The sequence below is a fragment of the Streptomyces zaehneri genome, assembly GCF_032248645.1.
GTDB lineage: Bacteria > Actinomycetota > Actinomycetes > Streptomycetales > Streptomycetaceae > Streptomyces > Streptomyces coriariae.
Genome location: NZ_JASTTJ010000013.1, coordinates 1 through 20161, shown reverse-complemented (window position 1 = coordinate 20161; position 20161 = coordinate 1). Strand labels below are relative to the sequence as shown.

Genomic DNA, 20161 nt, shown 5'->3' with positions numbered 1-20161 from the left:
CGGCTCCGTTCGTCGATCACAGTCCAGCGTGACTTAAGCAAACGCTCAGTCGGTAGCCGATTGTTCCAGACGGACGACGACGGACTTGCTGGCCGGGGTGTTGCTGGTGTCGGCGGTGGCGTCCAGCGGGACCAGGACGTTGGTCTCCGGGTAGTACGCGGCGGCGCAGCCCCGGCTGGTCGGGTACAGCACGACCCGGAAACCGGGCGCCCGCCGCTCCACCCCGTCCCGCCATTCGCTCACCAGGTCCACGTACGAGCCCTCGGCGAGCCCGAGAGCCCGCGCGTCCTCGGCGTTGACCAGGACCACCCGGCGGCCGTTCCTGATGCCCCGGTAGCGGTCGTCGAGGCCGTAGATCGTGGTGTTGTACTGGTCGTGCGAGCGCAGCGTCTGCAGGAGCAGCCGGCCCTCGGGCAGCCGGGGGTACTCGACGGGGGCCGCGGTGAAGTTGGCCTTGCCGGTCGCGGTGGGGAAGCGGCGCTCGTCGCGCGGGGCGTGCGGGAGGGTGAAGCCCTCGGGGCGGGCCACGCGCGCGTTGAAGTCGTCGAAGCCGGGGATCACGCGCGCGATGCGGTCGCGTATCGCCGCGTAGTCCTTCTCGAACTCCTCCCACGGCACCTTGCTGTCCGCGCCGAGCACGCGGCGCGCGAGGCGGCAGACGATGGCGGGCTCGGACAGCAGGTGCGCGCTCGCGGGCGCGAGGCGGCCGCGTGAGGCGTGCACCATGCCCATGGAGTCCTCGACGGTCACGAACTGCTCCGCGCCTCTCCCGTCCGGGCCGGCCTGCACGTCGCGCTCGGTGCGGCCGAGCGTCGGCAGGATCAGCGCCCGCGCGCCCGTCACGACGTGCGAGCGGTTGAGCTTCGTCGACACGTGCACCGTCAGCCGGGCGCGCCGCATGGCCGCCTCGGTGACCTCGGTGTCCGGGGAGGCGGAGACGAAGTTGCCGCCCATCGCGAAGAACAGCTTCGCCTCGCCGTCGCGCAGCGCGCGGATCGCGCGGACGACGTCGAAGCCGTGCTCGCGCGGGGGCGCGAAGCCGAACTCCTTCTCCAGGGCGTCCAGGAAGGCGGGCGCGGGCCGCTCGAAGATGCCCATCGTGCGGTCGCCCTGCACGTTCGAGTGGCCGCGCACCGGGCACACGCCCGCGCCCGGACGGCCGATGTTGCCGCGCAGCAGAAGGAAGTTGACGACCTCGCGGATCGTCGGCACGGAGTGCTTGTGCTGGGTGAGGCCCATGGCCCAGCAGACGATGGTGCGCTCGGAGGCGAGCACCATGCGCAGGGTCTGCTCGATCTCCGCGCGTGTGAGGCCGGTCGCGGTGAGCGTCTCGTCCCAGTCGGCGGTGCGGGCCGCGTCGGCGAACTCCTCGAAGCCGTGGGTGTGTTCGGCGATGAACGCCTCGTCGAGCGCGCCGTCGGCGTCCAGGACGAGCTTGTTGAGGAGGCGGAAGAGGGCCTGGTCGCCGCCGATGCGGATCTGGAGGAAGAGGTCGGTGAGCGCGGCGCCCGCGGCGAGGCCCTTGGGGGTCTGCGGGTTCTTGAAACGTCCCAGGCCCGCCTCGGGCAGCGGGTTGACGCTGATGATCTTCGCGCCGCCCGCCTTGGCCTTCTCCAGGGCGGACAGCATGCGCGGGTGGTTGGTGCCCGGGTTCTGCCCGGCGACGATGATCAGGTCGGCCTGGTAGAGGTCCTCGAGCAGGACACTGCCCTTGCCGATGCCGATGGTCTCCGACAGGGCGGAGCCGGACGACTCGTGGCACATGTTGGAACAGTCCGGGAGGTTGTTCGTGCCGAGTTCGCGGGCGAACAGCTGGTAGAGGAACGCGGCCTCGTTGCTGGTGCGGCCCGAGGTGTAGAACACGGCCTCGTCGGGAGAGGCGAGGGCGGCGGTCTCCTCGGCGATGATGTCGAAGGCCCGCTCCCAGGTCACCGGTTCGTAGCGCTCCGCGCCCTCGGGGAGGTACATGGGGTGCGTGAGGCGGCCCTGCTGGCCGAGCCAGTAGCCGCTGCGGCCGGCGAGGTCGGCGACCGGGTGCGCGGCGAAGAACTCGGGGGTGACCCGGCGCAGGGTCGCCTCCTCGGCGACCGCCTTCGCGCCGTTCTCACAGAACTCGGCGGTGTGCCGGTGCTCGGGCTCGGGCCAGGCGCAGCCGGGGCAGTCGAAGCCGTCCTTCTGGTTGACGCGCAGCAGGGTCAGGGCGGCGCGCTTCACACCCATCTGCTGCTGGGCGATCCGCAGGGAGTGCCCGACGGCCGGCAGACCCGCCGCCACCTGCTTCGGCTCGGTGACCTGCGGAGCGTCCTGGACCGGATCGGCCTTGGGGGGCTTCGTTGCCATCGCGCGCTCTCCTTCGCTCGCCTGCGCCACACACCGCATGGATCCTCGCACGAGGCGCCGACAATGTTGACGCGCGGGCCGGTCGGCGGGCGGCAGCAAAGCTTGCGCCGGCCGGCGGGCGGCCCGCCGAGCCCCGTGAGCCGCGGCGGCCGGGACCGAGTGTCAGTGGGGCGTGGCAGGATCGGGGGCGTGGCAGAGACAGCAGCGAAGAAGACCGACACCCCCGCCGGCAGCCGGCCCCGCCTGATGCTCATGGACGGGCACTCGCTGGCCTACCGCGCGTTCTTCGCGCTGCCCGCGGAGAATTTCACCACCGCGACGGGCCAGCCGACGAACGCCATCTACGGCTTCGCGTCGATGCTCGCCAACACCCTGCGTGACGAGGCGCCCACGCACTTCGCGGTCGCGTTCGACGTGTCCCGCAAGACCTGGCGCTCCGAGGAGTTCACCGAGTACAAGGCGAACCGCTCCAAGACACCGGACGAGTTCAAGGGCCAGGTCGAGCTGATCGGCGAGCTGCTCGACGTGATGCACGTGTCCCGGTTCGCGGTGGACGGCTTCGAGGCGGACGACGTCATCGCCACCCTCGCCACCCAGGCCGAGGCCGAGGGCTTCGAGGTGCTGATCGTCACCGGCGACCGCGACTCCTTCCAGCTGGTGTCCGAGCACACCACGGTGCTGTATCCGACGAAGGGCGTCTCGGAGCTGACCCGGTTCACTCCGGAGAAGGTCATCGAGAAGTACGGGCTGACGCCCGCCCAGTACCCCGACTTCGCGGCGCTGCGCGGCGACCCGTCCGACAACCTGCCGGGCATTCCCGGCGTCGGTGAGAAGACGGCCGCGAAGTGGATCAACCAGTTCGGTTCGTTCGCCGATCTCGTCGAGCGCGTCGAGGAGGTCAAGGGCAAGGCCGGGCAGAACCTGCGCGACCACCTGGAGGCCGTCAAGCTCAACCGCCGCCTCACCGAGATGGTCCGCACCGTCGAGCTGCCGAAGACGGTCGTCGAGCTGGAGCGCGCACCCTACGACCGCACCGCCGTCGCGATGATCCTGGACACCCTGGAGATCAGGAACCCGTCCCTGCGCGAGCGGCTGTTCGCCGTCGACCCCGGCGGCGAGGAGGCCGAGGCGACGCCGGTGATCACCGGCGGGGTTGAGCTGGACGGCACGGTGCTGGGCACCGGCGAGCTGGCCGGCTGGCTCGCGGAGCACGGCACCGACACCCTCGGCGTCGCCACCGTCGACACCTGGGCGCTGGGTTCCGGCTCGGTCGCCGAGATCGCGCTCGCCGCGGCCGGGGGAGCGGCCGCCTGGTTCGACCCGGCCGAGCTCGACGAGGCCGACGAGAACGCGTGGGCGGCCTGGATCGCCGCCGAGGACCGCCCCAAGGTCCTGCACAACGCCAAGGGCGCCATGCGCGTCTTCGCCGAGCACGGCTGGTCCGTCGCCGGCGTCGGCATGGACACGGCGCTCGCCGCCTACCTGGTCAAGCCGGGCCGCCGCTCCTTCGACCTGGACGCGCTGTCCCTGGAGTACCTGGGCCGTGAGCTGGCCCCGGCCGCCGCGGCCGACGGCCAGCTCGCCTTCGGCGCGGACGACGGCGCCGAGGCCGAGGCCCTCATGGTGCAGGCCCGCACGATCGTCGACCTCGGCGAGGCGTTCCGCGGCCGGCTGGAGGAGGTCGGCGCGGCCGACCTGCTGCGCGACATGGAGCTGCCCACCTCCGCCCTCCTGGCCCGTCTGGAGCGGCACGGCATCGCCGCCGACCGCGCCCACCTGGAGGCCATGGAGCAGATGTTCGCGGGCGCCGTCCAGCAGGCCGTGAAGGAGGCGCACGCGGCGGCCGGACACGAGTTCAACCTGGGCTCGCCCAAGCAGCTCCAGGAGGTCCTCTTCGGCGAACTGGGCCTGCCGAAGACGAAGAAGACCAAGACCGGCTACACCACCGACGCCGACGCCCTGGCCTGGCTCGCGGGCCAGACGGACAACGAGCTGCCGGTCATCATGCTGCGCCACCGCGAACAGGCGAAGCTGCGGGTCACCGTCGAGGGCCTGATCAAGACGATCGCCGCGGACGGCCGCATCCACACCACGTTCAACCAGACCGTCGCCGCGACCGGCCGGCTGTCCTCCACCGACCCGAACCTCCAGAACATCCCCGTCCGCACCGACGAGGGCCGGGCGATCCGCCGCGGCTTCGTCGTCGGCGAGGGCTTCGAGTCCCTGATGACGGCCGACTACAGCCAGATCGAGCTGCGCGTGATGGCGCACCTGTCGGAGGACGCGGGCCTCATCGAGGCGTTCACCTCCGGCGAGGACCTGCACACCACGGCCGCCTCCCAGGTGTTCGGCGTCGAGCCCGCCGCCGTGGACGCGGAGATGCGCCGCAAGATCAAGGCGATGTCCTACGGCCTGGCGTACGGCCTGTCGGCGTTCGGCCTGTCCCAGCAGCTGAACATCGACGCGGGCGAGGCCCGTGGCCTGATGGACGCCTACTTCGAGCGCTTCGGCGGCGTCCGGGACTACCTGCGCCGCGCGGTCGACGAGGCACGGGCGACCGGCTACACGGCGACGCTCTTCGGCCGCCGCCGCTATCTGCCCGACCTCAACAGCGACAACCGCCAGCGCCGCGAGGCGGCCGAGCGCATGGCCCTCAACGCGCCGATCCAGGGCACGGCGGCGGACATCGTCAAGATCGCCATGCTCAAGGTGCACGAGGCCCTGCGCGCGGCGGACCTCAAGTCCCGCATGCTGCTCCAGGTCCACGACGAAATCGTCCTGGAGATCGCCCCCGGCGAGCGTGCGGCGGTCGAGGAACTGGTGCGCCGGGAGATGGCCGGCGCCGTCCGGCTCAGGGCCCCGCTGGACGTGTCGGTCGGCGCGGGCGCGGACTGGGAGTCGGCGGCGCACTAGCCTGCGCCGGGGGCGGCCCGCCGCACTCCCCGCAACAGCCGCAACAGCCGCAACAGCTGGAAGGGGCTCTGCCGACACCGGCAGGGCCCCTTCGCACGCCTCGGGGGAGCCGATGCCGTACGAGGCGGTGCCGTACCCCGGCGGGGTGCCGTACGAGCCGGTGCCGTCGTGAGGAGCCAGGTCGCCGCCGGCACTTCCTCCGAAGGGTCCTCACCCGCGTGGCCCCCGAGAACAGGCCCCTGCCGGGTCCGGGCCACCAGGATGCCGCCATGGGTATACGCATGCTCCACCGCCGGAAGGCCCACGCACCCGTCCACGCCACGGCGTCCGCGGACACGCGGTCCGGGCCCGGCGCGGCTTCCCGCACACGGCCGCGTCCCGCCCTCGCGCCGGGCGCCGCCGGCCCCCGCATCCCGTGGCCACCCGGCGCGGTCCTGCGCGCGGCCGCCGCGCGGCTCGGCGGGCCGGCTCCCACTCGGTTCCTGCCCCGGTGTGCGCTCCGGGACCTGACCCGGTTCCTCGCCGGGTTCGTCTCCCGGAACGACGGCCGGCGGCGTCCGTGGGCCGAGGCGGTACGGCGTCACCTGGCGTCGGCCCTCGGCGTCCTCGGCCGCCTCCGCGGCCGCCGTACGGTCCGTCGCATCCCCCTCTTCGTCGCGACGGCGCCCCCCGTCACCGAACGCCCGGGCGACTCCGCCGCACACTGAGCCCGTCTGCGTCTGCGTCTGCGTCCGGTTGCCCGGTGCCGGCATCCCGAGCGGCCAGATGAGCAGGATGAGCCGGGCGGACCGGACCAGCCGGGCGCCACAGCCGCACGCCGACCGCGTACAGCAGCACCCCCAGCACCAGCCCCGCGCCCGCCCCGAAGCACAGCGTCGGGATGAGCTCCCACGGCTTCGCCTCGCGCGCGCCCCAGTACTCCCACCATCGCGTCGCCCGCCGCACCGCCGCGACCACCGCGCAACCGCCGATCACGGCACCCGCCCACCATCGGTCCCGCGCCGACAGCACCGCGACCCCCACCGGCTCGCCGGCCGGCGTCCGGCGCAGCGCGTACGTCACGAACGCGGCGAGCACGACGGCGGCCACGGCCGAACCCCCGTACTGGAGATACCAGTACAGAGGCGAGCCGGCGATGTCCTCGCCGAGGACGGGGAACAGCCGCATGCCCCAGCGGTCGAGATGCGTGAACGCGTCCCACACCACATGGGTCAGCGCGCCGAGCGCCGCGGAGACGTACCACCACCGGACGGTGGACGGCCGTACACGCGCGCGTGGCGCACCGCAGCGGGTCAGCGTGGCCGTCCGGCCCTGCCGGGACCGTGGCAGCAGCGCGACCAGCGGCTCGCGCACCAGCAGCCAGAGCCCCACCAGCACCCAGGCGACGAGCACGTCGACCGTGAACACGGCGGGGAGGGAGTGCGTGACGTCGCCGAACTCCATGGCCCCGGACGAGACACTCGCCGCGTAGTAGGTCATGTCGGGAGCGAAGGAGCCCGCCACCAGGGCGCCCGGGACGAGTTGCCGGCGGCCGGTGCCGTCGGCGCGCACGGCGGGCAGCACGGCCGCCGCGTGACTCAGCGTGAACGGCAACGGGGCTCCCGGGGGCGGACGTTGACGGGCCGGCCGGCCCGGTGATCTACGACGTCCAGTATGCGGGGCGTGGTTCCCGGTCGACGGAGCATGGCCGGCTGGTGAAAACGGCACCCGAACGGGTGCCGGTGCAAAAGAAGTTGTCGTAGGGTCGCCTGGGTCGGTGTGCCCGAGGGCGCGTCGAACACAAGAGCGGAGCAGGGCAGACCGCCCATGAGTGCAACCGTCGGAGCGGGTTGATCGTCACACCGGTACGGCGGCGGCAGCGGCAACGGCCACAACAGTGGCAACAGCCGCAACGGCAGGTGCAGGCGAATAGACGGGCGTACCGCGTCCACGGGAGGGTTTCACTTCATGTCGGCGCATTTCGGCACGAGGCTGCGCAAGGGAGCGGTCAACACGACCGTCGCCGCGCTGGCGGTAGCGGCTCTGGCCGCGTCCCAGGCACCGGACGTCACGGCCGACGGCCACGGCAGACAGACCGCCGCCGACACCCCGTCGTCCGCCGACAACGGCAGCGGCATCGGTGACAGCGCCACCGGCAACTCGCCGTACTACACGGACCTGCCGCCGCTGAACAGCCCGAACCCCGCGCCGAGCGAGAGCTCCGCCACCACCCCGGCCGCCACCGGCGCCACCGAGGCGGGCATCCCGGCGACCGTCCTGGACGCCTACAAGAAGGCCGAGGCGGAGCTGGCGCGGTCCAAGCCCGGCTGCAACCTGCCCTGGCAACTCCTCGCAGCCATCGGCAAGGTCGAGTCGGGCCAGGCCCGCGGCGGCAACGTCACCGCCGACGGCACCACCGTCTCGCCGATCCTCGGCCCGGTCCTCAACGGCGTCGGCTTCGCGAACATCAGCGACACCGACAACGGCGCGTACGACGGCGACAGCACCTACGACCGGGCCGTGGGCCCCATGCAGTTCATCCCGTCCACCTGGGCGTGGGCGGGCCGCGACGGCAACGCCGACGGCAAGAAGGACCCCAACAACATCTACGACGCCGCGCTCGCCGCCGGCCACTACCTGTGCCGTTACGACTGGGACATGTCGGCCACGTCCGGGATGCGCAGCGCGATCCTCAGCTACAACAACTCGACGGACTACCTGAACACCGTCCTGTCGTGGCTGGAGTACTACCGCAAGGGCACGCACGAGATCCCCAACGGCACCGGTACCGTGCCGGACAACCGCAGCGACGACGGCACCGGCTACACGCCCGCCTCGCCGTCCACCCCGTCGACGCCCGGCACGCCCAACACGCCCAGCACGCCGAACAAGCCGTCGACGCCCGGCAAGCCCGACACCCCGCCGACGCCCGCCCCCCCGACGCCGACGCCGACCCCGACCCCGACCCCGACGCCCACCGAGACGGTCGGCCACCTCGAGGACGCGGGCACGGCGAGCCTCACCGCCACGGCGGGCGACGCGTTCACCGAACGCATCAGCACCCGCGCGGAGACGGCGGCCGGCAAGGCCGTCGCCAAGGTCCGGATCCGCTTCACCGTCGTCGGCGACACCGACGCCACCTTCGCGGGCGGCGAGAGCGTCGCCACGATCGTCACCGACGCCCAGGGCGTCGCCCTCGCACCCGTCCTCCAGGCGGGCGAGAAGACCGGCGGCTTCACCGTCCGGGCCACGGTCCTCGGCCGCACGCTCTCCGCCCTCGACTACAAGGCCACCGTCACCGCCCGCGCCGCCGACGCCCTCGCCCGCACCGGCAGCGCCACGCTGACCTGCACCGCCGGCGGCGAGTTCGCCGACCGGGTCGAGGTGAAGGCCACCTACAAGGGCGCCGTCGCGGACAAGGTCGCGGCCACCGCCACCCTGATCAGGTCGGCCGACGACACGACCACGAACGACAAGGGCCCCTACTTCAAGGACGCCGCCGGCAACCCCGTCCGCACCCTGGACCTCCAGACGGACGCGAACGGCCTGCTGGCGCTGCCCGCCCTGTACGCGGACGACGCCGCCGGCACCTATCTGCTGCGCATCACCACCACGGGCGGAGCGACCCTGACGGTCGAACTCACCGTCACGGCGGCCGAGACCTCGACGCCCACCCCGACGCCCAGCGAGTCGGAGCCGACGGCCACCGCCTCGTAGACCTCCCGCGGACCCGGCCCTGCTGCGGACCCCGGTCCGGACTCCGCACCGAACGACGACGGCGGCGCCCCTGTCTCCACAGGGGCGCCGCCGTCGTGCGCTACGTGTTCTCATCTCGCCCGCCCGTTGCTACGGTGCCCGACCTGACGTCCCGTCAGCTCCGGGAGGACCGTATGCGTGCCCTGATCGCCGCCGCGACCGGTCTCGCCGTCGCGCTCGCCCTCGTCCTCACCGTCTCCGCACTGGGCACACCGGCCGGCCGCACCTCCCCGAAGCCACTGCTGACCACGGTCCCCGCACACCCCTAGCCGCCCCGCCCGCCGGTTCCGCCCGCGAAGGAGGCCGAGATGCGCCGCAAGGCCAGCCTGATCCTGCTCGCCCTCGCCGTGTTCTTCGCGGCGCTGTCCCCCCTGCTGCGCTGGTACGCCTACCCGCGCCTGGCCAAGATCCCGGCGAACGAATACCAGACCATGGTCCTGGAGGCCGAGAACGCCACCCTCCTCGACTACGGCAGCATGACCGCCCGCACCGTCCCCAAGGTCACCATCGTGCAGACCCTCAAGGGCGACGTGGAGGCCTCCGAGAAGATCGAGAAGACGGCCGGCCGGGACGTCGTCGTCTGGGACGGCCTGTCCTACGTCCAGGGACCCGACGGCAAGATGGTCTCCAAGGTCCCCGAGCGGTACATCTTCGACGCCCACACCCAGGAGCCCGTGCACGCCACCGGCGAGATGGTCGACGGCGACCCGGTACGCCGGGAGGGCATCGAGTTCAAGTGGCCGTTCCTGACGGAGAAACGGGACTACGAGTACTTCGACGCGCAGACCCGCACCACGGCCCCCATCCACTACCAGGGCACCCGGACCTTCCGCGGCCTGGAGGTCTACTACTTCGAGCAGACCGTCCCCTGGACCAGGGTCGCCATGCCCAGGACGATGCCGGTCGCGGGCATCACCCCGGAGACCGTCGCCAGGACCGGCACCACCCGCTGGTACACCACGGTCCGCAGGTTCTGGGTCGAACCCGTCACCGGCGCACCCGTCTACGGCGAGGAGATCCACCGGGAGGAACTCCGCGGCGGCACCCTGCTCGGCGGCCGCGCGAAGGTCACCGCCTTCGCCGGGCACGTGAAGATGCGCGAGGACTACATCGAGCACACCGTGTCCGTGATCAAGGCCAACCGCACCCTGGTCCTGCTGCTGACCGCCTACCTGCCCTGGGGCCTGCTCCTGCTCGGCGTCCTGACGATGTGCCTCTCCCTCTACCTGGAGGCCCGCTCCCGCCGCCCGGACGAACCCACCGCAGCCGACCCCGTCGCCCCGCGGCCCGTCACCGCCTGAGCCGCGCGTTGGTGAACCGGGTCGGCTCGGCGCCGGCCGGATCCTCGGGCCAGGGATGCTTCGGATACCGGCCGCGCAACTCCGCCCGCACCCCCTTGTAGCCGTCCTTCCAGAAGGAGGCGAGGTCGGCGGTGACGGCCGCGGGCCGCCCGGCGGGGGACAGCAGATGCACCAGCAGCGGCACCCCGGCGACCCGCGGCGACTCCTGGAGCCCGAACATCTCCTGCAACTTCACCGCGAGGACCGGCCGCTCCGGGTCGGCATAGTCGATCCGGATCCTGGACCCGCTCGGCACGGTGATCCGCTCCGGCGCCAGCTCCTCCAGCCGCGCCGCCTCGCCGGATGCCCAGGGCAGCAGCCGTCCGAGCGCCTCCCCGGCACCGATCCGCCCGAGATGGCTCCGCCGCCGGGCCCGGCTCAGCTCCGGCTCCAGCCACTCGTCCACCCGCGCGCGCAGCGACGCGTCGGAGACGTCGGGCCACGGCTCTCCCAGATGCCACCGCAGGAACGCCAGCCGTTGCCGCAGGACGTCCGCGTCGGGCGACCACCGCAGCAGCCGCAGCCCGTCCTTCTCCAGCCCCTCGACCAGCGCACCGCGTACGAGCCCGGCGTCGGCGTTGCGGAGCGGACGCACCGCCAGCTCCACGGCCCCCAGCCGCTCCACCCGCCGTGCCACGACATCCCCGTCGGCCCAGTGGACCTCGTCCCGCTCGTCGAGCAGCGCGCCGGCCGCGAACCGGGCGACCTCCTCGTCCACGACCGCGGCGAGCTGCACGCGCGCGTGCCCCTTCCCCACCGGCCGGTCGGCGACGGCGACGGCGAGCCAGGGCGCCCCCCGCAGGTCCGTGCCCTCACGGACCTCGGCCCGGGTGCCGGAGACCATGAGGTAGGACCCCCTATCGGCCCGCGCCAGCCGCTCCGGGAAGGCGAGGGCGACGACGAGCCCGGCGAGCGCGTCCGACCCGGCAGCATCCCCGCCGCCGCTTCCTACGCCGCCGTTTCCTGCGCCGCCGCTTCCGCTTCCTGCGCCGCCGTTTCCTGCGTTGCCGCTTCCCCGTGTGCTGTTTCCTCCGGCGGCGGGCCCGGCCGGCGTCGAGGCCTCGGCGACGGCCCGCAGCCGGCGCACCTCCGCCCGCCATCGCGCGCCGTAGGCGTCACCCCCACGCCGGGCGGACCGCAGAGCCGCCGCCAGATCGTCGCCGTACTCCCGCGGCGCCTCCTCGCTGAGCAGCGCGACCACCTCGGCGGCCCGCTCCACCCCCACCGACGCGGCCCCGTCCAGCAGGGCCCGGCCCAACCGGGGGTGCAGCCCCAGCCGGGCCAGCCGCAGCCCCCGCTCGGTGGCCCGGCCGACGGAGTCCACCGCCCCGATCGCCGTCAGCAGCGACCTCGCCGCCGCCATCGCCCCACCCGGCGGTGGATCCAGCAACGCCAGCCCGGAAGCGTCAGGATCCCCCCAGCACGCCGCCTGGAGGGCGAACGCCGTCAGGTCGGCCACTTTGATCTCGGGGGCCGGGAACGACGGCAGCCGGGCATCCTCCGCCTCCGCCCAGCACCGGTACACCGCTCCCGGCGCCTCCCGCCCGGCCCGCCCCGCCCGCTGCCGGCCCGCCGCCTGCGAGGCACGCACCGTCGCGAGCGCGCTCAGCCCGCGCGCGTGGTCCACCCGCGGCTCCCGCGCCAGCCCCGAGTCGACGACCACCCGCACCCCCGGCACCGTCAGCGAGGACTCCGCCACGGAGGTCGCCAGGACCACCCGGCGCCGCTCCCCGGGAGCCAGCACCGCGTCCTGCACGGCTGCCGGCGCCCGCCCGTGCACCTGGAGCACGTCCACCCCGGCCGGCGCACCGAGGAGCCCCGCGACCCGCGCGATCTCCCCGACACCCGGCAGGAAGCACAACACGTCCCCCGACCGCTCGGCCAGCGCCCGCCGTACCACCGACGCCACGTGCGCCAACAACGCCGGATCCACCCGCGTCCCGTGCGGCGGCCGCACGGGACGCGCCGGGGGCGCCCAGACCACCTCGACACCGAAGACGGAACCCCGCGCCTCCACCACCGGTGCCCCGCCCAGCAGCCGGGACCAGCCCGCCGTGTCCGTCGTCGCCGAGGCCGCCACCAGCCGCAGCTCGGGCCGCAGCGTCTCGCGCACGTCCCACAGGAAGGCGGCCGAGGTGTCCGCGTCGAGATGCCGCTCGTGGCACTCGTCCAGCACCACCACATCGACGCCCGACAGCTCCTGGTCGCGCTGCAGACGCTGGAGCAGCACACCGGTCGTGACGACCTCCACGCGCGTGTGCCGCCCGACGACCCGCTCCCCGCGCACGGTGTGGCCCACGCTGTCCCCGGGCCGCTCACCCAGCAGCCACGCCATCCGCCGGGCCGCCGCCCGCGCCGCGATCCGCCGCGGCTCGGCCACGAGCACCCGGCGCGCCGGCCCCTCGCCCAGCAGACCGGCCAGCGCGAGCGGTACCAGCGTCGTCTTGCCCGTGCCCGGTGGCGCGGCCAGGACGGCCGTGCCGTGCCCGTCCAGGGCGTCGTTCAGGGCGGGCAGGGCGGCCCGCACGGGCAGCGCGTCCAGGGCGTCGTAACGGGGGATCACGCCCCCAGTGTCGTACGCCCGCGAAAACCACCCCGCACGCGCGCGTGCGGGGTGGGAGAGGAGGAAGGACGGAAGGCGCGGGAGCCCGCTAGTCCCGCTCGCAGACGAAGACGGCCGTACCCGGGATCAGGTTGCCGCGCAGCGGGGACCAGCCGCCCCACTCCGAGGAGTTCCAGGCCGGCCACTCCGGCTCGACCAGGTCCACCAGCCGGAAACCGCCCGCCACGATGTCGCGGACCCGGTCGCCGAGCGTCCGGTGATGCTCCACGTACACCGCGTGGCCCTGGTCGTCCTGCTCGACATAAGGAGTGCGGTCGAAATACGACGAGGACACGGTCAGCCCCTCCGGGCCCGGCTCGTCCGGGAACGCCCAGCGGATCGGGTGGGTCACCGAGAACACGAACCGGCCCCCCGGCCGCAGCACCCGCCGCACCTCCTTCAGGACCAGCACCGGGTCGGCCACGAAGGGCAGCGCCCCGTACGCCGAGCAGGCCAGGTCGAAAGAGGCGTCCGCGAAGGGCAGCGCGCCCGCGTCGGCGCACACCAGCGGGAACGAGACGCCGATGCGCAGCGCGTGCTGGAGCTGGCGGTGCGAGAGGTCCAGGGCGACCGGACGCGCGCCCTGCGCGGTCAGCCAGCGCGCGCACTGCGCCGCGCCGGCGCCGATCTCCAGGACCGACTTGCCCTTCAGCTCCTCCGGCGGGCCGAGCAGCTCCGCCTCCACCTCGTCCAGACCCTCGGGACCCCATACGAACCGGTCGTCGCCGAGGAAGGTGCCGTGCTCGATCTGGTATTCGTCCGCGTTGCGGTCCCACCAGCCCCGGTTGGCCCGGGAGCTCTCGGTGACGTCGGCGTCACGTCGGGTGGCTTCCGGCTCGAAGACCGGCTCGGACGATTCAGGCTCTTGGATGATCGGCTCCCTCGTCGTACTCTTCCGTGCAACCCGCCCGTCGGTGTCACCCGAGGTGTCACCGGTGAGGCTTCCTGCGGCCTGTTTGACCTCAGGAGAAAGGTTGTGTGCCGGGAATGCGGCGATCCGCCCCGGGTGTGCGCCTTCGCGCATTGACCCCGCCCGGCTGCCCCCGTATGCTACAAGTTGCGCTGCGGGCCTGCGCACCTCAGACGTAGCAGGCTGCGCTCGCATCTGTTGTTGTCCCCTCGGTTCTCGAGGTGCCATCACCGGTCATCCGGTGAGGTGCTTCCTAAGCTGTCCGGCTTCTTCAGAGCGATCACGGGCTCCCGGCGTAGCAGTACCTACGACTCACTGTCCGTACCGGAGCCCTTTCCCACATGACGAGCAGCACCGAGACCACCTCTACCACGCCGCAGGTAGCGGTCAACGACATCGGTAACGAGGAAGCCTTCCTCGCCGCGATCGACGAGACGATCAAGTACTTCAACGACGGCGACATCGTCGACGGCGTCATCGTGAAGGTCGACCGGGACGAGGTCCTGCTCGACATCGGTTACAAGACCGAAGGCGTTATCCCGAGCCGCGAGCTCTCGATCAAGCACGACGTCGACCCCAACGAGGTCGTCGCCGTCGGTGACGAGATCGAGGCCCTTGTTCTCCAGAAGGAGGACAAGGAAGGCCGCCTGATCCTTTCGAAGAAGCGCGCCCAGTACGAGCGTGCCTGGGGCACCATCGAGAAGATCAAGGAAGAAGACGGGATCGTCACCGGTACCGTCATCGAGGTCGTCAAGGGTGGTCTCATCCTCGACATCGGCCTCCGTGGCTTCCTTCCGGCGTCCCTCGTCGAGATGCGCCGCGTCCGCGACCTCCAGCCGTACGTGGGCAAGGAGCTCGAGGCCAAGATCATCGAGCTGGACAAGAACCGCAACAACGTGGTCCTGTCCCGCCGTGCCTGGCTCGAGCAGACCCAGTCCGAGGTCCGCCAGACGTTCCTCACGACCCTCCAGAAGGGTCAGGTCCGCTCCGGCGTCGTCTCCTCGATCGTCAACTTCGGTGCGTTCGTGGACCTGGGTGGCGTCGACGGTCTGGTTCACGTCTCCGAGCTTTCCTGGAAGCACATCGACCACCCCTCCGAGGTTGTCGAGGTCGGCCAGGAAGTCACCGTCGAGGTCCTCGACGTCGACATGGACCGCGAGCGTGTCTCCCTGTCGCTGAAGGCGACCCAGGAAGACCCGTGGCAGCAGTTCGCCCGCACGCACCAGATCGGGCAGGTTGTTCCCGGTAAGGTCACGAAGCTCGTTCCGTTCGGCGCGTTCGTGCGCGTCGACGAGGGCATCGAGGGTCTGGTCCACATCTCCGAGCTGGCCGAGCGCCACGTGGAGATCCCGGAGCAGGTCGTCCAGGTCAACGACGAGATCTTCGTCAAGGTCATCGACATCGACCTCGAGCGCCGCCGCATCAGCCTCTCGCTGAAGCAGGCCAACGAGTCCTTCGGTGCCGACCCGGCCTCGGTCGAGTTCGACCCGACCCTGTACGGCATGGCCGCGTCGTACGACGACCAGGGCAACTACATCTACCCCGAGGGCTTCGACCCCGAGACCAACGACTGGCTCGAGGGCTTCGAGTCGCAGCGTGAGGTCTGGGAGAACCAGTACGCCGAGGCGCAGACGCGCTTCGAGCAGCACCAGGCTCAGGTCATCAAGTCCCGCGAGGCGGACGAGAAGGCCGCTGCCGAGGGTGGCGACGCGGCTGGCGCCGCTCCGGCCGCGTCCGGTGGCGGTGGCGGTGGTTCCTACTCCTCCGAGGGTGCCGACACGTCCGGCGCGCTGGCCTCGGACGAGGCGCTCGCCGCTCTGCGCGAGAAGCTGGCCGGCGGCCAGAGCTGAACTCCCCCGGCGGGGGTGACCCCAGCCGCTGAGGTTTAGCAGTGTGTCGAGGGCCCGCACCTTTCGAGGTGCGGGCCCTCGGTGCTGCCCGGAAGCGGGATCGCCCTCGCCGCTCACCCCGTGACCACCCTGGCGCGCCCCGCCCCGGCCGGACCTCACCCGCTCCCCCCACCCGTGAGAAGCCGGCAGGAGTCATGTGATCAAGGCGCGTGGACCGGGAATGCCCACGGTCCGGCGCGCGTTGGACAGGAGGAACACGAGGGGAGCGGTCCAAGTGCTTGATCCGCAGGATTTGTACGCATGGGAGCCGAAGGGCCTGGCGGTCGTCGACATGGCGCTGGCCCAGGAGTCGGCCGGACTTGTCATGCTCTACCACTTCGACGGATACATCGACGCGGGCGAGACCGGTGACCAGATCGTCGACCGGCTCCTCGACTCGCTGCCCCACCAGGTCGTCGCCCGCTTCGACCACGACCGGCTGGTCGACTACCGCGCCCGCCGTCCGCTGCTGACCTTCAAGCGCGACCGGTGGACCGAGTACGAGGAACCGTCCATCGAGGTGCGGCTGGTACAGGACACCACCGGTGCACCCTTCCTGCTGCTGTCCGGACCCGAACCGGACGTGGAATGGGAGCGCTTCGCCGTCGCCGTCAAGCAGATCGTGGAGCGACTCGGCGTCCGCCTCTCGGTGAACTTCCACGGCATCCCCATGGGCGTCCCGCACACCCGCCCCGTGGGCCTCACCCCGCACGGCAACCGCACGGACCTCATGCCGGGCCACCGCAGCCCCTTCGACGAGGCCCAGGTCCCCGGCAGCGCCGAGGCGCTCGTCGAGTACCGCCTCATGGAAGCCGGACACGACATCCTGGGCGTCGCCGCACACGTCCCGCACTACATCGCCCGCTCCGCGTACCCGGACGCGGCCCTGACCGTCGTGGAAGCGATCACGGCGGCCACCGGCCTTGTCCTGCCGGGCATCGCGCACGCCCTGCGCACGGACGCCCACCGGACACAGACCGAGATCGACCGTCAGATCCAGGAGGGCGACGAGGAACTCACCTCCCTCGTCCAGGGCCTGGAGCACCAGTACGACGCCGCCGCCGGCGCCGAGACCCGTGGCAACATGCTCGCCGAGCCCGTCGACATCCCGTCGGCGGACGAGATCGGGCAGGAGTTCGAGCGGTTCCTCGCCGAGCGCGAGGGCGAAGGCTGAGGCTCCCGCCTGGGGCGAAGGCTGAGGCTCGCGCCGAGCGCTCACAACCGAGTCATCCCACGATGTTCCAGCCGAACGTCCCCGCTGAACAGTGCGGTTGCGCGAGCCGAGGCGGCAGCACGCAGGGGGCCTGTCGGGTACATCGTCACCGGCAGGCCCTAAGCTTTCGCTCATGCTGACAGTGGGCCTGACCGGCGGGATCGGCGCCGGCAAGAGCGAGGTGTCACGGCTGCTCGTCGAGTGCGGGGCCGTACTGATCGACGCGGACCGCATCGCACGCGAGGTCGTCGCGCCGGGCACCCCCGGACTCGCGGCGGTCGTGGACGCCTTCGGCGCGGACATCCTCGCCCCGGACGGCAGCCTCGACCGCCCCCGCCTGGGCTCGGTCGTCTTCGCCGACCCCGCGAAACTGGCGCTCCTCAACTCGATCGTGCACCCCCTCGTCGGCGCCCGCTCCCGCGAACTCGAGGCGGCCGCCCCCGAGGACGCCGTCGTCGTCCACGACGTCCCCCTCCTCACCGAGAACGCGCTCGGCTCCCTCTACGACGTCGTGGTCGTCGTCGACGTGACCCCCGAGACCCAGCTCGACCGGCTCGTCCGGTTCCGCGGCATGACGCAGGAGGACGCGCGGGCGCGGATGGCCGCACAGGCGACCCGCGACGAACGCCGGGAGATCGCCGACATCGTGATCGACAACGACGTACCGCTCGCGGAACTCCACCGGCGCGTGAAGGACGTATGGGCCGACCTCACGCACAGAGCCCATGCGCCGCACCGGACCGCTCCGGAATAGCGGCCCTCGCTCCGCGCGTTGAACCCGTTGAGCAAGGGAAGGATTTTTCCGTGCCCGATACCAGCGGTTCGACCGGACGTACTCCGGAGACACACGTCATCGACTTCCGTGCCGCGGAGCATCTGCTCGCCGCACGGGACCCGCGGGGCGCGGTGAAGTTGCTCGACGGAGTCATCGCCGCACACCCCGAGAACACCGCCGCCCGGCTGCTGCGCGCGCGTGCCTTCTTCGCCGCCGCCCAACTACGGCCTGCCGAGCTGGAGTTCACCATCGTCCTGGAGCGCGAGCCCGACAACGCCTTCGCGCACTTCGCGCTCGGCCGCACCTATGAGCGGCAGGGCCGGGCCGACCAGGCCAAGCGCCACTTCCGGCTTGCCGCGGCACTGGACCCGAACCCGCAGTACCTCAAAGCGGCACGCTTCGAGAGCTGAGAACGGCCGGCGGTCGGGTCTTCGGGCTGCCGGGCCTTCGGGATGCCGGGTCCAAGGGCTGCTGGGTCGCAGTGGCTTCGGGTCGCCACGCTGCCGGGCCTTCGGATCTTCAAGCCTTCGGATCTCCGGGCTTTCTCTGTTCTCCAGGCTCCCAGGCTTCCGGGCTCCCAGGCCTTCAGGCCTTCAGGCTGCCGGGCCCACAGGTCATCAGGGGTGGCGGTGCTCGGGCGGCCGGTACGGCGGGATGTCGGGGCCAGGCTGATAGTGGGGACCCTGTCGCCGGTGCCTGAGGATCATCGTCAGGTCGACCGTGATCACCAGCCACAGCACGCCGCACGCTACCGCCCACCCCGGACGCCCCACGACAGCGAACGCGGCCGTCCCGAAGATCGCCCAGGCCAGGCCCCACAGGGTCAGCCACAGACGCATCCGCAGCGCACTGCGCGCTGTCACAGGCTCACTGCCCGTACGCATCCCGATCACCGCTCCTCCTTGCAACGTACTCCCCGGCCCGGACGTTCTCCAGGGGGCCGGTGTCCTCGCCCCGGCGCAGCTCGAACAGAGAGCCCATCCCTCGAACGGGTGAACCGTCGACGATGGGGAACGGCCGCACGGAGAAGGGCCGTTGTACGGGCATGAAGCTGGAAATGCGAGACGGATACAAGGGAACCGGTCCCGGTGCGATCACCCCGGACGGCTGCGCGGTCGAGCTCTACTCGCGCCTGCCGGTGGGGAACGAACCGGAAGTCATCGCCGAGGCGGTGCCCCCGGGCGCGCACATCCTCGAGCTGGGCAGCGGGGTCGGGCGAGTGACCCACGCCCTGCTGGAGCGCGGATACACGGTCACGGCGGTGGACGAGTCCGCCGAGATGCTGGAGCGCGTGCGCGGGGCCCGCACGATATGCAGCCCCATCGAGGATCTCGCCCTGGGCGAGACGTTCGACGTGGTGATGCTCGCGTCGTTCCTCGTGCACAACGGGGACGTCGAGTTACGGCGAAAGCTGCTGGGGGCCTGCGCACGGCACGCGGTGAAGGGCGGCTGCGTGCTGATCCAACGGGAAGGAGAGGACTACCACTCGAACGTGCCGCGCGAGCGTGTCGACCCGAGCGGCTTCACGATCCGGATCGTCTCGACCGAGCCCGTCGGGGACGGTGTCCACTCCGTACGCGCGGAGTACGACTTCCCGGACGCCGCGTGGACCCAGACCTTCCGGTCCCGACCACTGACCAAGGACCAGTTCGAGGATGCCCTGGCGGAGGCGGGTCTGAGGGTGGAGCGCTATCTGACGGAGGACCGGACCTGGGTGAAGGCGGTGCCGGTGCCGGAGTAGAGGGGGGAGGAACGGCGGTAGGACCGGAGAAGACGTAAGAAGGGCTGGGGTGGGAGGGGACGGCAGGGACGGCAAGTGCGGCAGGGGCGGTAAGGGCGGCGGTTCGAGAAAGCGCGGCGGGGTGCGATGAGTTCGCTGACGGAGGTCGGTCTACCTCCCTGACAGCACAACGGACCGCTCACCGCAGGAGACTCTCATGTCCGAGACCACGGCTTCCCTCGCCGCCACCGCTTCCGCAGCCGCTCCCCGGTCCGCCTCCACGATCGCCCGAGGCCGCCGCGGCCGGATCGCCCTGCGAGGCTTGCAGGTGCTCCTCGCACTCTTCTACGGGATCGCCAGCGCGCTGCCGAAGCTGATCGCGCACCCGTCCGCCGCCGACGCCTTCGACGAGATGGGCTGGGGCAGCGCGGGCATGTACACCATCGGTGCCCTGGAACTCGCCGGTGCGATCGCCCTGCTCGTCCCGGTGCTCCAGTCCGTGGCGGCGGTGGCGCTGGGCGCGCTGATGGTGGGTGCGTTCGTCGTCCAGGTCGTCGCCTTCGACGGCCAGAACGCGGCGACGCCGCTCATCCTGCTCGTACCGCTGGCGCTCATAGCCTGGAAGCGACGGGAGTCGAACGCGGAGCTGCTGCGGTTGGCGCGGCGAGGGGCGTGACGAGGGCGTTACGAGAGGCGCAAAGAGTCGGGCGGACTGGAGAAGGAG

At 71.9% G+C, this 20161-nt stretch carries 16 protein-coding genes; 11 read left to right on the top strand and 5 right to left on the bottom strand.

Features of this window, described 5'->3' with window-relative positions:
• Positions 1 to 45: 45 nt before the first annotated feature.
• Positions 46 to 2340, bottom strand: coding sequence for an FdhF/YdeP family oxidoreductase (locus QQM72_RS21805; RefSeq protein WP_314222548.1), 2295 nt, complete (start codon positions 2338 to 2340; stop codon positions 46 to 48).
• A gap of 189 nt (positions 2341 to 2529) precedes the next feature.
• On the opposite strand from QQM72_RS21805, the gene polA reads away from it, so the two are divergent.
• Both polA and QQM72_RS21795 read left to right on the top strand, forming a co-directional pair.
• Complete coding sequence (gene polA / locus QQM72_RS21800; RefSeq protein WP_314222547.1) at positions 2530 to 5253, top strand: DNA polymerase I; 2724 nt, start codon at positions 2530 to 2532, stop codon at positions 5251 to 5253.
• A 269-nt stretch (positions 5254 to 5522) separates the two neighbouring features.
• Positions 5523 to 5960: a hypothetical protein gene (locus QQM72_RS21795; protein WP_314222546.1), complete on the top strand. Its 438-nt coding sequence runs from the start codon at positions 5523 to 5525 to the stop codon at positions 5958 to 5960.
• Here the strand turns inward: QQM72_RS21795 and QQM72_RS21790 are convergent.
• Positions 5926 to 6846: a DUF4184 family protein gene (locus tag QQM72_RS21790; protein ID WP_314222545.1), complete on the bottom strand. Its 921-nt coding sequence runs from the start codon at positions 6844 to 6846 to the stop codon at positions 5926 to 5928. The genes QQM72_RS21795 and QQM72_RS21790 overlap by 35 nt on opposite strands.
• Before the next feature lie 354 nt (positions 6847 to 7200).
• Between QQM72_RS21790 and QQM72_RS21785 the strand changes: the two genes are divergently transcribed.
• The 3 genes from QQM72_RS21785 to QQM72_RS21775 all read left to right on the top strand — a co-directional run bounded on the left by QQM72_RS21785 (position 7201) and on the right by QQM72_RS21775 (position 10289).
• Positions 7201 to 8949 (top strand): lytic transglycosylase domain-containing protein, encoded by a 1749-nt coding sequence (locus tag QQM72_RS21785; RefSeq protein WP_314222544.1) that lies wholly within the window; start codon positions 7201 to 7203, stop codon positions 8947 to 8949.
• 173 nt (positions 8950 to 9122) lie between these two features.
• The gene (locus QQM72_RS21780) at positions 9123 to 9257 is read left to right on the top strand and encodes an SPW_0924 family protein (RefSeq protein ID WP_314222543.1); all 135 of its coding nucleotides are present in this window, start codon (positions 9123 to 9125) and stop codon (positions 9255 to 9257) included.
• 39 nt (positions 9258 to 9296) lie between these two features.
• On the top strand, positions 9297 to 10289 hold the full coding sequence (locus tag QQM72_RS21775) for a DUF3068 domain-containing protein (protein ID WP_314222542.1): 993 nt from the start codon (positions 9297 to 9299) through the stop codon (positions 10287 to 10289).
• Here the strand turns inward: QQM72_RS21775 and QQM72_RS21770 are convergent.
• Together QQM72_RS21770 and QQM72_RS21765 are read right to left on the bottom strand one after the other, a co-directional pair.
• The gene (locus QQM72_RS21770; RefSeq protein ID WP_314222708.1) at positions 10279 to 12888 is read right to left on the bottom strand and encodes an ATP-dependent RNA helicase; all 2610 of its coding nucleotides are present in this window, start codon (positions 12886 to 12888) and stop codon (positions 10279 to 10281) included. The two genes, QQM72_RS21775 and QQM72_RS21770, sit on opposite strands and share 11 nt — an antisense overlap.
• Before the next feature lie 91 nt (positions 12889 to 12979).
• Positions 12980 to 13801, bottom strand: a complete 822-nt coding sequence (locus QQM72_RS21765; protein WP_314222707.1) for a class I SAM-dependent methyltransferase — start codon at positions 13799 to 13801, stop codon at positions 12980 to 12982.
• Between the two features lie 380 nt (positions 13802 to 14181).
• On the opposite strand from QQM72_RS21765, the gene rpsA reads away from it, so the two are divergent.
• From rpsA to QQM72_RS21745, 4 genes are all read left to right on the top strand, one after another.
• Positions 14182 to 15690, top strand: a complete 1509-nt coding sequence (gene rpsA, locus QQM72_RS21760; protein ID WP_057599462.1) for a 30S ribosomal protein S1 — start codon at positions 14182 to 14184, stop codon at positions 15688 to 15690.
• A gap of 274 nt (positions 15691 to 15964) precedes the next feature.
• Positions 15965 to 16903, top strand: coding sequence for a PAC2 family protein (locus tag QQM72_RS21755; RefSeq protein ID WP_314222541.1), 939 nt, complete (start codon positions 15965 to 15967; stop codon positions 16901 to 16903).
• Between the two features lie 172 nt (positions 16904 to 17075).
• The gene (gene coaE, locus QQM72_RS21750; protein ID WP_314222540.1) at positions 17076 to 17696 is read left to right on the top strand and encodes a dephospho-CoA kinase; all 621 of its coding nucleotides are present in this window, start codon (positions 17076 to 17078) and stop codon (positions 17694 to 17696) included.
• Between the two features lie 50 nt (positions 17697 to 17746).
• Positions 17747 to 18127, top strand: coding sequence for a tetratricopeptide repeat protein (locus QQM72_RS21745; protein WP_314222539.1), 381 nt, complete (start codon positions 17747 to 17749; stop codon positions 18125 to 18127).
• A gap of 207 nt (positions 18128 to 18334) precedes the next feature.
• Here the strand turns inward: QQM72_RS21745 and QQM72_RS21740 are convergent, their stop codons facing one another.
• Complete coding sequence (locus QQM72_RS21740) at positions 18335 to 18601, bottom strand: DUF6343 family protein (RefSeq protein ID WP_314222538.1); 267 nt, start codon at positions 18599 to 18601, stop codon at positions 18335 to 18337.
• 173 nt (positions 18602 to 18774) lie between these two features.
• Between QQM72_RS21740 and QQM72_RS21735 the strand changes: the two genes are divergently transcribed.
• Both QQM72_RS21735 and QQM72_RS21730 read left to right on the top strand, forming a co-directional pair.
• The gene (locus tag QQM72_RS21735; protein ID WP_314222537.1) at positions 18775 to 19458 is read left to right on the top strand and encodes a class I SAM-dependent methyltransferase; all 684 of its coding nucleotides are present in this window, start codon (positions 18775 to 18777) and stop codon (positions 19456 to 19458) included.
• A gap of 196 nt (positions 19459 to 19654) precedes the next feature.
• Complete coding sequence (locus QQM72_RS21730; RefSeq protein WP_314222536.1) at positions 19655 to 20113, top strand: DoxX family protein; 459 nt, start codon at positions 19655 to 19657, stop codon at positions 20111 to 20113.
• Positions 20114 to 20161: the final 48 nt, after the last annotated feature.